This window comes from Streptomyces sp. AC1-42W, assembly GCF_003248355.1.
Taxonomy (GTDB): domain Bacteria; phylum Actinomycetota; class Actinomycetes; order Streptomycetales; family Streptomycetaceae; genus Streptomyces.
This window is the reverse complement of record NZ_QKWY01000002.1, coordinates 1,069,801-1,082,679: the sequence shown is the minus strand read 5'-3', so window position 1 is coordinate 1,082,679 and position 12,879 is coordinate 1,069,801. Positions and strand designations below refer to the sequence as shown.

Annotated in this window: 10 protein-coding genes; 3 read left to right on the top strand and 7 right to left on the bottom strand. The window is 73.7% G+C overall.

Annotation, left to right across the window (positions count from 1 at the left end; genetic code table 11):
- Positions 1–113 precede the first annotated feature (113 nt).
- Together DNK56_RS22840 and DNK56_RS22835 are read left to right on the top strand one after the other, a co-directional pair.
- Complete coding sequence (locus DNK56_RS22840; protein WP_111337641.1) at positions 114–1,424, top strand: PspC domain-containing protein; 1,311 nt, start codon at positions 114–116, stop codon at positions 1,422–1,424.
- On the top strand, positions 1,411–1,674 hold the full coding sequence (locus DNK56_RS22835; RefSeq protein ID WP_111337639.1) for a hypothetical protein: 264 nt from the start codon (positions 1,411–1,413) through the stop codon (positions 1,672–1,674). Before DNK56_RS22840 ends, DNK56_RS22835 begins: the two co-directional genes overlap by 14 nt.
- On the opposite strand, the gene DNK56_RS22830 is transcribed toward DNK56_RS22835, so the two are convergent.
- The 4 genes from DNK56_RS22830 to guaA form a co-directional block, all read right to left on the bottom strand.
- Positions 1,581–2,099, bottom strand: coding sequence for a DoxX family protein (locus DNK56_RS22830; protein WP_111337637.1), 519 nt, complete (start codon positions 2,097–2,099; stop codon positions 1,581–1,583). The two genes, DNK56_RS22835 and DNK56_RS22830, sit on opposite strands and share 94 nt — an antisense overlap.
- 201 nt (positions 2,100–2,300) lie before the next feature.
- Positions 2,301–3,566 (bottom strand): hypothetical protein, encoded by a 1,266-nt coding sequence (locus DNK56_RS22825; RefSeq protein ID WP_199563651.1) that lies wholly within the window; start codon positions 3,564–3,566, stop codon positions 2,301–2,303.
- A 145-nt stretch (positions 3,567–3,711) separates the two neighbouring features.
- On the bottom strand, positions 3,712–4,467 hold the full coding sequence (locus DNK56_RS22820) for an SAM-dependent methyltransferase (protein WP_111339484.1): 756 nt from the start codon (positions 4,465–4,467) through the stop codon (positions 3,712–3,714).
- Positions 4,468–4,599: 132 nt separating this feature from the next.
- A complete protein-coding gene (guaA, locus tag DNK56_RS22815) occupies positions 4,600–6,186 on the bottom strand; it encodes a glutamine-hydrolyzing GMP synthase (RefSeq protein ID WP_111337633.1) in 1,587 nt (528 codons plus the stop codon).
- A 390-nt stretch (positions 6,187–6,576) separates the two neighbouring features.
- On the opposite strand from guaA, the gene DNK56_RS22810 reads away from it, so the two are divergent.
- On the top strand, positions 6,577–6,885 hold the full coding sequence (locus DNK56_RS22810; RefSeq protein ID WP_111337631.1) for a chorismate mutase: 309 nt from the start codon (positions 6,577–6,579) through the stop codon (positions 6,883–6,885).
- 373 nt (positions 6,886–7,258) lie between these two features.
- Here the strand turns inward: DNK56_RS22810 and DNK56_RS22805 are convergent, their stop codons facing one another.
- From DNK56_RS22805 to DNK56_RS22795, 3 genes are all read right to left on the bottom strand, one after another.
- A complete protein-coding gene (locus tag DNK56_RS22805) occupies positions 7,259–8,959 on the bottom strand; it encodes a peptidase (RefSeq protein ID WP_111337629.1) in 1,701 nt (566 codons plus the stop codon).
- 320 nt (positions 8,960–9,279) lie between these two features.
- Complete coding sequence (locus DNK56_RS22800) at positions 9,280–11,112, bottom strand: GMC oxidoreductase (protein ID WP_111337627.1); 1,833 nt, start codon at positions 11,110–11,112, stop codon at positions 9,280–9,282.
- 57 nt (positions 11,113–11,169) lie between these two features.
- A complete protein-coding gene (locus DNK56_RS22795; protein WP_111337625.1) occupies positions 11,170–12,795 on the bottom strand; it encodes a succinic semialdehyde dehydrogenase in 1,626 nt (541 codons plus the stop codon).
- Positions 12,796–12,879 lie beyond the last annotated feature (84 nt).

Below are 12,879 nucleotides of genomic sequence, written 5' to 3'. Positions count from 1 at the left end.
GCAGCAGGCGGGGCAGGGTTCCGGCGCCCCTGAGATCCGGGTGGATCAATATCAGGGACCGGCCAGGGTCGGGGCGGGTGCCGGAGCGGGCCGGGGCCCGTCACCATGGAGCCATGACCGTTCCCCAGGACGCGCCGCCCGGCGCCGCACCGCCCTCCGCCCCCGCTCCGCGCCTGCACCGCAGCCCGCGGCACAAGGTGGTGGCCGGGGTGTGCGGCGGTCTCGGCCGGTACTGCGACGTCGATCCGGTGATCTTCCGGATCGTGCTCGGAGTGCTCTCCGCGACCGGTGGCTTCGGGCTGATCTTCTACGGCTTCGCCTGGCTGCTGATACCGGTGGAGGGCGAGGACGAGAACGAGGCGCGCCGGCTGCTGTCGGGCCGGGTCGAGCTGGCCTCGCTGAGCGCGGTGCTGCTGGCGCTGATCGGCTGCGGTCTGTTCCTGTCGATGCTGGGCAACGGGGGGACGCTCGCCTTCTCCGCGATGCTGTCGCTCGCGGTCCTGGGCCTCTCCATCTGGACGCAGGCGCGCAAGAAGGCCGGTCCGGAGGACCCGCTGCACCAGGCCGCGGCGCAGGCGGCGTCGGACGCGCCGCCGGAGGTGAAGGCGCCGCCGACGCTGTCGTGGCCGTCCTGGTGGCGGGACCCGATCGTCAAGGACGGGTCCACGGGCAAGGTGGCGATCGGTTACATGTGGGGGCCGCATGACGCGGTGCTCTCGGGGGAGCCGCGCGGGGCGACGCCCGACGCGCCGTTCCGGCCGCCGCCGCCCCGGTCGCGGGAGGTGCGGGGTCCGCGGTCCATCGCCGGTGTGGCGTTCCTGGTCGCCCTGGTGGCGGGCGGCCTCGGTACGGGGCTGAGCTGGGACTCACAGCCGCTGGGCACGAGCCTGCAGATCGGGTTCGCCGCCGCCCTCGCGGTGTTCGGCCTGGCGATGCTGCTCAGCGCGTTCGTCGGACGGACCGGCTTCGGCACGCTGCTGCTCGCGGTGATCACGGCCGGGCTGCTGGCGGGAGCCTCCGCGCTGCCCAAGGACATCAGCACGCACTGGGTGCGCGAGGAGTGGCGCCCGGCGACCGCCGCCGCCGTCCAGCCGCGTTACGCGGTCGGCTCCGGGCAAGCCGAGCTGGATCTGACCGGGATCACGGTGCCGAAGGGCGACACCGTGCGGACCCGGGTGGAGGCGCGGGCCGGCCGGGTCCTGGTGCACGTCCCGCCGGAGGTCACGGTCCGGGTGCACGCGCGCACGAAGGTCGGGGCGCTGGTGCTGATCGACGGACGGCACAAGGGCGATCTGGACATCCGCGCCACGCAGGACCAGCGCCGGACGATCCCGCCGGTCAAGGGCAGCGCCCCGGGCGGCACGATCGAACTGGATCTGGAAGTGGACTACGGACAGGTGGAGGTCAACCGTGCCGCGTCATGAGTTCCGGCCGGGCCGGGCGGTCACGGGCCTGGTGATGCTGGCCCTGGCCGCCGGGTACACGGCGGACGCGGCGGAGCTGTGGGACGCCCCGCCGCAGTTCTTCGTCGCGGTGCTGTGCGGCGGCCTGGCGACCGCCGCCTGCGTCACCCTGATCGGCTACCGGATACGCCGCCGCCGCGCCGCGAGAAGCGCGTCCAGGGAGAACGACGGCGCCCCGGCCAGCAGCAGCGGCAGCCACGCCATGAGGTAGACGAGGTCGTTGCCCAGGTAGTACGGCGAGATCTGCCAGCTGACCGTCAGCCACAGGCTCAGCGAGATCAGGGCCCCGCCGAGCGCGGCGATCCGGGACCACAGGCCGAGCAGGGTGCCGATGCCCACCGCCAGCTCGCCGAGGGCGATGGCGTAGCCGAAGCCGGCGGGGGCGTTCAGCGCCAGGTCGACGAGGCCGGGGATCGCGGCGGCGTCGCGGACCGCGTGCATCTGGTCGCCGATCGACCCCGGTCCGGCGGCGTGGAAGAAGGCGCTGTCGGTGAGCTTGTCGAGCCCCGCGTAGAGGAAGGTGACGCCGAGGAAGATCCGCAGGGGCAGCAGGGCGTGCTCCCGCGCCAGGTCCCGCAGGCTCCTGGCCTCGCCGAGGCCCCGGCCCCGCCCGTTACCGCCGCCGTACCCGTACATGCTGCTCCCGCCTTCCGCGGCCGTGCCGTCGCGGCCCGCCGGCCGCTGTCACCGGGCCGTGCGGCCCGTCACCCGACCTTACGTACGAACCGGGCGGAAGTGTTCAGCGCGGTCCGCGTTCACCGGAGGAAGTACCGGCCGGAGGAGGCAGGAGGCAGGAGGGAGGAGGCAGGAGGCAGGAGGCAGGAGGAGACAGTGGATTCAGTCGGTCACGTCGATGGAGATGCTGTTGGACTCCGTGCCGGCGGCCGTGACGACCTGGACCTCGACGAGGCCCGGTTCCACCTCGACCGGCACGGGCACGGTGAGCAGGGTGTCGGAGGGGTTGGCGAAGCCTCCGTTCACCGGGACCAGCGGGACGTGGACGTGCACGGTGCCGATCCGTACGACGACGCGGGCCAGCCGGTCCGGGGCGCCCGCGCCCGGCGGCACGAATCCGGCGCCCCGGATCTCGATGTCGTCGCCGGTCCGGATCGGCGCGTCCAGGTCGCCCGCCTCGCGGGACCGGACGACCGAGAGCACGACGGGCCGGCCGCCCTCGCCGTACTTGCCGGTGAAGTAGACGGCCGCCGACACGGCCACCAGGAGCGCCAGGCCCCACGGCAGGTCGGGCAGCTGCTCGGGCCTGCGGGCCAGGCGGACCGCGGCGAACACCACGGCGACCGTGGACACGAGGACGTACTGCACGTCCGTGAAGGTGCCGCGCCCCGAGTCGTCGGTGAGCAGGTCCGCCGCGCGCGGCCGGTCGGCGCGCAGCTTCTGGAGCCGGCCGGACAGCACCCGTACGCTCACCACCCGGCGCACGGCCACCGCGACCGCGCACACCAGGGCCAGGACGGAGACGATGCCCGCGCCGCGGGCCAGGTCCAGGCCCTCGATCAGCTCGTCGCGGCGCTCGTGCCCGGAGGCGGCGGCCAGCTGGAGGGCGAGGACGAGCACGGAGAAAACGGCGAGCAGCACCCAGGACGCGGCGACGGCGCGGGAGGTGGAGAGCCGGTTGTCCTCGCCGATGAGCGGGGCGAGGAGGCCGCCGCGGGCGCGGTGCACATGGGCGGCGACGGTCAGCAGCGCCGCGGTGACCAGACCGGCGAGGAGTCCGGCGGTGCGGGCGTGGGTCCAGCCGGCGCCGATCGCGGTGGCGGCCTCGGCGACGGTCAGCACGGCGAGGCCGCCCCAGACGATCACCAGGGTGCGCTGCCACACCCGGTACAGCCAGGCGTCACCGGCCTCGCGGCCCCGGTCGGCCACCTCGCGGGCGGACTCCGTCAGCTCGTCGGAGACCCATTGCCGGGTCGCCGACGCCGACCGGGCGACCCCGGCGGGCAGCCCCTGGCCGGCCGCGAACTCGTCCCGCTTGGCCAGGAAGGCGGCCACCGCGCGCCGGTGTCCCTGGCGCGCCCCGTGCGGGCAGTCGCCGCATGTGCAGCCCCCGCCGTGCGCGCCCTGTCGTGCCTCGTCCAACGCCACCGAGAACGCCGCCCTTCCCCGCCCCTGTTGCCGCCATCGGCCGGCCAACTCGTCTGTGATCGCTGCGAATTGTGCCGTACGGGACGGAAGGTTGCCGCATCGGGGCGCACCGGAGGGGCGTCTTCGCCCGCCTGTTCGAAGGCGGTCAGGCGCCGAGGACGAGATAGGCGAGTCCGAGGGTGCCCCGGTAGCCGCCGTAGTAGCCGGTGCGCCGTTCGTCGACGGCGGCGACGACGCCGTCGCGCAGGGGGTGGTCCGGGTGGGCCAGGGCCCAGCGTTCGCCGAGGCCGATGTTGGCGTGCGATTCGAAGAGGTCCCATTCCCGTTGGTCGGCGACGGTCACCTGGAGCGGGCGGAGTCCGGCCGCCTCGGCGTGCCGGATCAGTTCGAGCAGCGAGCCGAAGTCGTCCGGCCGGGCGCCGAGTCCGGCCAGGGCGCGTTCGTCCGGCTCCCGTTCCCAGAAGCCCTCGCCGAACAGCACCCGGCCCCCCGGCCGTACGGCGGCCCGCAGTGCGGCCAGCGCCTCGGTGGTGCCGCCGGGCCAGGCGTGCGAGGCGCCGATGGACACGGCCAGGTCGTAGTCCTCCCCCGGCCACTCGGCGGCCGGCACCCCGTGGAACCGTACGCGCTCCGCGAGGCCCCGCTCCCGCGCCAGGGCCCGGCCGCGCGCGACCGCCTCCGGGTCGGTCTCGACGCCGTCCCCCGTACTGCCGGGCGCCGACTCGACCAGGCGCATCAGCAACTCGCCCCAGCCGCTGCCGAGGTCCGCGATCCGGGCGCCGGGTTCCGGCGCGCAGGCGGCGACGAGCCGGGCGGCGTGCTCGTCGCAGAGCGGGGTGTTCCAGGTCAGGCGGTCGTTGCGGGCGGCGGACATCAGGGCGCGGATCTCGTCGGACGACATGCGGGCGGAGCCTGCCAGGGGCGACGCCCCGCCCGCCACGCGTTTTCCGCCCCGGACGCGGCGATGCCGCCGCCCCACACACGGGGACGGCGGCATCGTCGGGGTCTGCGGGCCCATGGAGCCCGGGGAGGGTCACTCCCACTCGATGGTCCCCGGCGGCTTGCTCGTCACGTCGAGCACCACGCGGTTGACCTCGGCGACCTCGTTGGTGATGCGGGTGGAGATCTTGGCCAGCGTCTCGTACGGCAGCCGCGACCAGTCGGCGGTCATGGCGTCCTCGGAGGAGACCGGGCGCAGCACGATCGGGTGGCCGTAGGTGCGGCCGTCGCCCTGGACGCCGACGCTGCGGACGTCCGCGAGCAGGACCACCGGGCACTGCCAGATGTCGCGGTCCAGGCCGGCCGCGGTCAGCTCCTCGCGGGCGATGGCGTCGGCCTCGCGCAGCAGGTCCAGCCGCTCCTTGGTGACCTCGCCGACGATGCGGATGCCGAGGCCGGGGCCGGGGAAGGGCTGGCGCTGGACGATCTCGTCCGGCAGGCCCAGCTCCTGGCCGACCATCCGGACCTCGTCCTTGAACAGCTGGCGCAGCGGCTCGACGAGCTGGAACTCGATGTCCTCGGGGAGGCCGCCCACGTTGTGGTGGGACTTGATGTTGGCGGTGCCGGTGCCGCCGCCGGACTCCACCACGTCGGGGTAGAGCGTGCCCTGGACGAGAAAGGCGACCTCGGGGCCGTCCTCCTGGAGGATCTCCAGCTGGGCCTGCTCGAAGACGCGGATGAACTCGCGGCCGATGATCTTCCGCTTCTGCTCCGGGTCGGACACGCCGGCCAGGGCGTCGAGGAAGCGCTTCTCCGCGTCGACCACCTTCAGCTTCGCGCCGGTCGCGGCGACGAAGTCCTTCTCCACCTGGGCGGTCTCGCCCTTGCGCATCAGGCCGTGGTCCACGTAGACGCAGGTGAGCTGGGAGCCGATGGCCTTCTGCACGAGGGCGGCGGCCACGGCGGAGTCCACGCCGCCGGACAGGCCGCAGATCGCGCGCTTGTCCCCGACCTGGGCGCGGATCGCGGCGACCTGCTCCTCGATCACGTTGCCCGTGGTCCAGGTGGGCTCGATGCCCGCGCCCCGGTACAGGAAGTGCTCCAGGACCTGCTGGCCGTGCGTGGAGTGCATGACCTCCGGGTGGTACTGGACGCCGTAGAGCCGCTTCTCGTCGTTCTCGAAGGCGGCGACCGGGACGACGTCCGTGGACGCGGTGACGGTGAAGCCCTCGGGGGCGGCGGAGCAGGCGTCGCCGTGCGACATCCACACCGACTGCTCGGCCGGGGTGCCCGCGAAGAGCGTGGAGCCGGTCTGGGAGACGGCGAGCGGGGTACGCCCGTACTCGCGGGCGCCGTTGTCGTCCACGGTGCCGCCGAGCGCCGTGGCCATCAGCTGGAAGCCGTAGCACATGCCGAAGACGGGGACCCCGGCCTCGAACAGCGCGCGGTCGAGCGAGGGCGCGCCCTCGGCGTAGACCGACGAGGGGCCGCCGGACAGGATGATCGCGCGGGGGTTCTTCGCCAGCATCTCGGCCACCGGCATGGTGGACGGGACGATCTCGCTGTAGACCCGCGCCTCACGGACGCGGCGGGCGATGAGCTGGGCGTACTGCGCGCCGAAGTCGACAACGAGAACCACGTCGGTGGCGGTGTCGGGGGCGGCGGGGGGTGCTGCTGGCACGGGGCGGCCTTCCGGCGGTGGAGAGGGGTCGGTCCTCCCGATTCTACCGGCGGCCGGCGGCGGGTCTCGCCGGGCCGCGGGCGGGGACCGGCGGCCGGAGCGGGACGTTCCGGCCGTGCTGGGGACGGCCGCGCGTCCCGTCCCGGCGATGTGCGGCGTCTCACGATCCGGGCCCGGCGCGGGGCAGCGCCGGGATGGGTCCATACTGTCCCCATGCGTCAGCACACGATCTTCGTCTTTACCTATGGCATCCGGCCCGCCGGCTGCCATGGTCGTGCTGCTTGAGCAACTGACAAGCAACGTTCCAGGCGCCCCTGGGCCACATGGCCCGGGGGCGTTCTGGCGTTCCGGGCCCGGCCCGGGGGGCGCCGCACCCACCGGGAGACCGACATGAGCAGCAGCACCACCCCCGCCACCGCGACCACCACCGAGGCGACCGGCGCCCGCACCGACGAGGCCGCGTCCCTGATCGGGGACGCCCGTGAGCGCGTCGACGCTCTCGACGACCGGATCATCGGGCTCGTCCAGGAGCGGATGGCCGTCTCGGCGGTGATCCAGGAGGCCCGGATCTCCTCGGGCGGCCGCCGGGTCAACCTGTCCCGCGAGATGGAGATCCTGACCCGCTACCGGGACGCGCTGGGCAAGCCGGGCACCCCGCTGGCGATGACGCTCCTGGAGCTGTGCCGGGGCCGGGTCTGACACCCCGCCGCTCCCGCCGGGCTGTACGGACGTATCCCAGTTCGGGCGCGGTCTCACCCGTACGGCGCGTGACCGGCTCCGGCGCGGCTTCGTTGGTCCCGGTGTCCGTGCCAGCCAGGGGCGGCTCCCGATGGAAACCACGCGTGGCTCCGCCGGGGTGCGTGGCGTACCGCGTGTACGTCGTGGGACCGCGCACCGGCGTGCGTGACCGGTCGGCAGGGGACAGCAGTCCGGTCACTCGGAGGGACCGCCAGGTCTCTCCCGGAACGGCCGGCTCCGGGGACGCCCGGAGCCGGCCGTTCCTTCACGCGTGCACGCGTACGGCGCCTTCGCGCGCGTACGTGTACCGGCTCGGCGCGTGTACGGGCACGGCTCAGCGCGTCGCGCGCCGCCGGGCCGTCGCGAACAGGACGCCGCCCGCGAGCAGCACGGCCAGCGCCGCGCCGGAGGCCGCGAGCGCGAGGGTGCCGGTGGAGGCGAGCGCGCCGTCCGAACCGCCGGAGCCCGCCGTGCCCGAGGCGCCCGACGTGCCGGAGGTGCCGCCCCCGGCCGACGAGGAGGCGCCGCCGGTGGAGCCCGTGGCCCCGGCGGAGCCGGAGCCGCCGGTGGCCGCCGTACCGCCGGAACCGGAGCCAGAACCGGAGCCGGAGGTTCCGCCGGTCGTGCCGGATTCCTCGCCGTTCAGCTCCACGTACGCCTTGTTGTTGGCGGGCTTCGGGTCGAAGGGCAGCTCGGGGGCCTGGAGGTGGATGTTGCGGACGACGACCGCGCCGGTCGAGCCGGGGTCGGCCGTGACGATCTTCAGCCGGAAGGGCAGCGCGAAGTCGGCGTCCTCCAGGACGGACATGGGCGTGGAGCAGAAGTAGCGCGGGGCCTTCGCCTGGTTCTCGCGGTATCCGCCCTGCGCGGTCACGCCCCGGCAGACGTCCGGCTTGGAGACGACGTACGAGCCGTGCGGGACGGTGAAGTCGACGGTGGCGACGTCCTCGCCGGAGCGGATGTGACCGATCCAGGCGGGGCCCCGGTTGCGGAAGCCCAGGGTCACGTCGACGGTGTCGCCCGCCTTGCCCGCGGCGCGGTCGCCGTAGGCCGCGAAGTCGGCGGTGTTGGCGGTGCGGAAGTCGGCCTCCTGCTGGTTGTCGCCGGGCTCCAGGTCGCCCGAGCGGGGCGTGGGCGCCTTGCGCAGGACCAGGGCCGCGCCGTTGCCGGGGCTGAAGCGGGCGCCGGCCCGCTGCGCGGCGCGGGCGTCGGTGCCGTCCTCGTTGATCCGGTACAGGAGGGAGTCGTACAGCGCGTGGCCGGTGGCGCGCAGGACGGGCGGTTCGGCCAGCGTGTACGTGGTGCCGGGCTCGTAGCTGCCGGGGAAGGAGCACAGGGCGGTGGTCCAGACGCCGGGGCTGCCCATGCCTCCCTCGTCCTCGCTGTACTCGCAGTTCTGGTACCGCTGCGTGAACGCGAGGCCGCGCGTGTTGCGCAGCGTGAGCAGGACGCCCCGGGCGGCGCGGGTGCCGTGGTTGGTGAACGAGATGGGCACCGGCCGGCTGTCGCCCGGCTTCAGCTCCGTCCGGAACGGCAGCCGCTTCATCGACAGGTCGGGCCCGCCGACGGAGACCCGCGCGGTGAACGGCCGGAAGGTGGCGCCCGCCGCCTCGGCGGTGACCTCGATGGTGCCGCTGTCGCCGTCCTCGCTGCCCTTGGCGGCGGTGACCTCCAGGTCGGCGAGGGTGCTGACGCCCGGCCAGATCCCGTAGTCGTGGCAGACGGCGGTGGTCCCGGTCCGCTCGCAGTCCAGGCTGCCGTCCTCGCCGAAGGCCACGTCCGCGACGCCCGCCAGCCCGCCGAAGTCGAAGCGCACGGTGTACTCGCCCTGGTAGGCGCCGTTCTCCTCGTCCTCGGACGGGTTGGTGAGCGTGAGGGCGAGGCTCGCCTTCTGCGGGGCGCCCGTCGCCGGGTACGGATGCAGGGCAGTCTCGGCGGGGCCGCCGATCGTGAACTCGGGGCCGGCGGCGTGCGCGGGACCGGCCGTCGTGAGCGTTCCGGCGGCCAGCAGACCGGCCGAAGCCAGGACGCCCATCGCACGGCGGAACGGAATCGTGCTTCTCATCTCGGGGCCTTCGGGGTCGTCGGGAGCTGTGTGGCCGCTGGGGCGGCGACAGCGGGTACGACCGGGGGCACCCGGGAAAAGTTGCCCGAATTCAGATCACGGATCGAGCACAAGGACGCCATGACGTTCGAAGTGATCCACCTCACATAAGGATTTCGTGAGTACGAGGACAACCATCGGGGGGTCCGGCAGGTCATGCATGCGGAACACCGGTTGTCGGTTCTTCTACGACGGCCGGTTACAGCGTGAGGGGCTGCACTGGGAGGGGGGTGCAGCCCCTTCTGCTGTTCTCAGGCCGTCTCCGCCTTCTTCGGCGGCATCGCCGGCATCCCCAGGAACGGCAGCCGCAGCGCGCCGAACGCCTCCTTCGGGACCGCCGGTGCCTGCGGCTCCACCGCCGGCAGCCGCTCGTACGCCTCGCCCTGCGCCGGGCGCGGGTCCGGCTCGCCCTTGTTGGGCCAGAACGACATGGCCCGCTCCGCCTGGGCGGTGATCGTCAGCGACGGGTTGACGCCGAGGTTCGCGGAGACCGCCGAGCCGTCCACGACGGAGATGCCGGGGTGCCCGAACAGCCGGTGGTACGGGTCGATGACGCCCTCGTCCGGGCCGGCGCCGATCGGGCAGCCGCCGAGGAAGTGGGCGGTGAGCGGGGTGCCCATCAGCTCACCGATGTTGGAGCCGGGGAAGCCGTTGATCTCCTCGGCGAGCAGCGAGGCGCCCTGTGTCGCCTCGGCTATCTGCGTGGGGTTGGGCGCGCCGTGGCCCTGGCGGGCGGTGAGCAGGCCCTTGCCGAGGCCGCGCGGCTTGCGGTACGCGGTGAGGGAGTTGTCGAGGGACTGCATGACGAGCCCGATGATGACCCGCTCCGACCAGCGCCGGTTGGACAGGGAGCGCAGGGCGAGCGTGGGGTGCTTGGCCAGGTTGCCGAACCAGGCGAGGACCCGGTGGCTGCTGAACGGGACCTGGAGGATGGTGAGGCCGCCCATGGCGTTGGAGCCCTTGCCGTAGCGGACGGGCTCGATGTGGGTGTTCTCGTCGGGGTGGATGGACGAGGTGATGGCGACGCCCCGGGTGAAGTCGGGCTTCGTGCCGTGCTTCCTGCGGTAGCGGCGGTCGGAGGTCTGGGCGCCGACCAGGCCCTCGGAGTTGGTCCGGGTCAGTTCCCCGAGCCGGGCGGAGATCCTCGGCAGCAGCCCCTTGTCCCGCATGGTGTGGAGCAGGGTCTGGGTGCCGTACGTGCCCGCCGCGACGACCACCTGGCGGGCGCGCAGGGTGGCGGGCTTCGCCTTGCGGCGCTTGTCGGTGGGCACGGTGGCGACGTGGAAGCCGCCGTCGCGGTGCTCGGTGACGGCGACGACGGAGGTCATGGGGTGGATGACCGCGCCGGCCTTCTCGGCGAGGTGGAGGTAGTTCTCGTTGAGGGTGTTCTTGGCGCCGTGGCGGCAGCCCGTCATGCACTCGCCGCACTCGGTGCATGCCTTGCGGGACGGGCCCGCGCCGCCGAAGTACGGGTCGGGGACCGTGCCGCCGGGCTCGGCGCGTACGGCGCCGTCCGCGTCCCGGCCGTCACCGAAGAAGACTCCGACCGGGGCCAGGTGGAAGGTGTCGCCGACGCCCATGGCCTCGGCGGCCGCCTTGAGGTGGACGTCGGAGGGGGTCGTCGTGGGGTTGAGCCGGACCCCGAGCATCCGCTCGGCCTGGTCGTAGTACGGCTTCAGCTCGGCCTGCCAGTCCGTGATGTGCGCCCACTGCCGGTCCCGGAAGAACGGGGCGGGCGGCACGTACAGCGTGTTGGCGTAGTTGAGCGAGCCGCCGCCGACCCCGGCGCCGGCGAGCACCATCACCTTGCCGAGCAGGTGCACGCGCTGGATGCCGAAGAGGCCGAGGGCGGGGGCCCAGAGGTAGTTCTTCAGGTCCCAGGAGTTCTTGGGCAGGGTGCCGGGCGTGAAGCGGCGGCCCGCCTCCAGGACGCCGACCCGGTACCCCTTCTCCGTCAGCCGCAGCGCCGAGACGGCGCCGCCGAAGCCCGAACCGACGACGAGCACGTCGTAGTCGTACGCGGCGTCGTCGTCGGCCGCACCGGCCGGCCGGTCCTGGTTCTGGGCAGGGCTGTCCTGGGACATGGCACTCCTCGGTACGAAAAGGACAGAAGTGGTGCGGGGCGCGTGGCGCGGGGGCCGTCAGCGCAGCCGGAACGCCTTCATCGCCTTGAGGCTGCGGCTCATGAACGCCGCGTACTTCTCGTCGTCCATCCCGAACGACGGGGCGAGCGGGATGAGCCGCTGCTGGGCGACGGTCTGGGCCTCGGTGTACTTGAGGATGCCCTCGGAGCCGTGGCGGCGGCCGAGACCGGAGTCCTTCATGCCGCCCATCGGGGACTGCACGCTGCCGTAGGCGGGGGCGTACCCCTCGTTGATGTTGACGGTGCCGGTGCGCAGCCGGGCGGCGATGCGGTGGCCGCGCCGGCCGTCCCTGGTCCAGACGCTGGAGTTGAGGCCGTACGGGGTGGCGTTGGCCAGCTCCACGACCTCGTCCTCGTCGCGGAAGCGGTAGACGGAGACGACCGGGCCGAAGGTCTCCTCGGAGCAGACGGCCATCGGCGCCTCGACGCCCTCCAGGATCGTCGGCTCGTGGAAGAGCGGCCCGATGTCGGGGCGGGCGACCCCGCCGGCCACCAGGGTGGCGCCCTTCTCGACGGCCTCGGCGATGTGCCGGGTGACGGTCTCCAGCTGCCGTTCGCTCACCAGCGAGCCCATGTCGGCGCCGTACGCGAGGGAGCTGCCGAGCCGCATCGCGCGCGTCCGGGCGGCGAACCGCTCCAGGAAGGCGTCGGCCACCGACTCGTGGACGTACAGCCGCTCGATGGAGATGCAGAGCTGGCCGGCCGAGGAGAAGCAGGCGCGGACGGCGCCGGCGGCGGCCTTCTCCACGTCGGCGTCCGCCAGGACGAGCATGGCGTTCTTGCCGCCGAGTTCCAGCGAGACGCCGACGAGCCGGGCCGCCGCGCCCTGCGCGACCTCGCGGCCGGTGCGGGTGGAGCCGGTGAAGGAGACGTAGTCGGCGTGCTTGACGACCTCGGGGCCGACGACCGGTCCCTCGCCGAGGACGACCTGGAACACCTCGGACGGCAGCCCCGCCTCGATCAGCAGGTCGCGGGCCCACAGGGCGGTCAGGGCGGTCTCGGTGTCGGGCTTCATCACGACGGCGTTGCCGGAGACGAAGGCGGGCAGCGCGTCGCCGACGGACAGTTCGAGGGGGTAGTTCCAGGGGGCGATCTGGCCGACGACCCCGCGCGGCTGGCGCAGCTCGGTGACCTTGGTGAGGGTCGGCACGACGCCGGTGTGGCGCTTCGGCCGCAGATAGGCGCCGGCCCTGCGGCCGTAGTGCCGGGCGGCGACGGCGACCGCCTGGACCTCCTCGTGGGCGTGCAGCCGGGCCTTGCCGGTCTCCAGCTGGATGAGGTCGAGCACCTCGGACTGGCGACTGATGACCAGGTCGTGGAAGCGCAGGAGGACGGCGGCCCTGGTCCGGACCGGCAGGGCGGCCCAGGCGGGCTGGGCGGCACGGGCGCGGGCGAACGCGTCGGCCACGTCCTCGGGGGTGGACTCCGGCAGGTCGGCCAGCTTCTCGCCGGTGAACGGCGTGTGGTTGGCGGTGCGGCCGGAGCCGGTGACGCCGCGCGTCAGCTGGGCGATCACCTCGGGCGTCACGACATCGGCGGCCGTGCGCACGCCCGCGGGGGCGGCGGCCACGGGGTTGGTGCCGACAGCGGCGGCGGGGGACGTGGGGGCCTGCGAGTCCGTCATGAGGGCGAGAGTACGTCGGCCGGAAGGCTTTGGGTACCCGTGGGTAACAGCTTTTCGGGTACTCCCCCGGCCGCCCGCCGCCCC

Excerpts from the sequence above, each read along its gene's own strand:
- DNK56_RS22840 (WP_111337641.1), top strand. The coding sequence starts at position 114 with ATGACCGTTCCCCAGGACGCGCCGCCCGGCGCCGCACCGCCCTCCGCC.
- DNK56_RS22830 (WP_111337637.1), bottom strand. The coding sequence starts at position 2,099 with ATGTACGGGTACGGCGGCGGTAACGGGCGGGGCCGGGGCCTCGGCGAG.
- DNK56_RS22820 (WP_111339484.1), bottom strand. The coding sequence starts at position 4,467 with ATGTCGTCCGACGAGATCCGCGCCCTGATGTCCGCCGCCCGCAACGAC.
- DNK56_RS22810 (WP_111337631.1), top strand. The coding sequence starts at position 6,577 with ATGAGCAGCAGCACCACCCCCGCCACCGCGACCACCACCGAGGCGACC.
- DNK56_RS22805 (WP_111337629.1), bottom strand. The coding sequence starts at position 8,959 with ATGGGCGTCCTGGCTTCGGCCGGTCTGCTGGCCGCCGGAACGCTCACG.
- DNK56_RS22800 (WP_111337627.1), bottom strand. The coding sequence starts at position 11,112 with ATGTCCCAGGACAGCCCTGCCCAGAACCAGGACCGGCCGGCCGGTGCG.
- DNK56_RS22795 (WP_111337625.1), bottom strand. The coding sequence starts at position 12,795 with ATGACGGACTCGCAGGCCCCCACGTCCCCCGCCGCCGCTGTCGGCACC.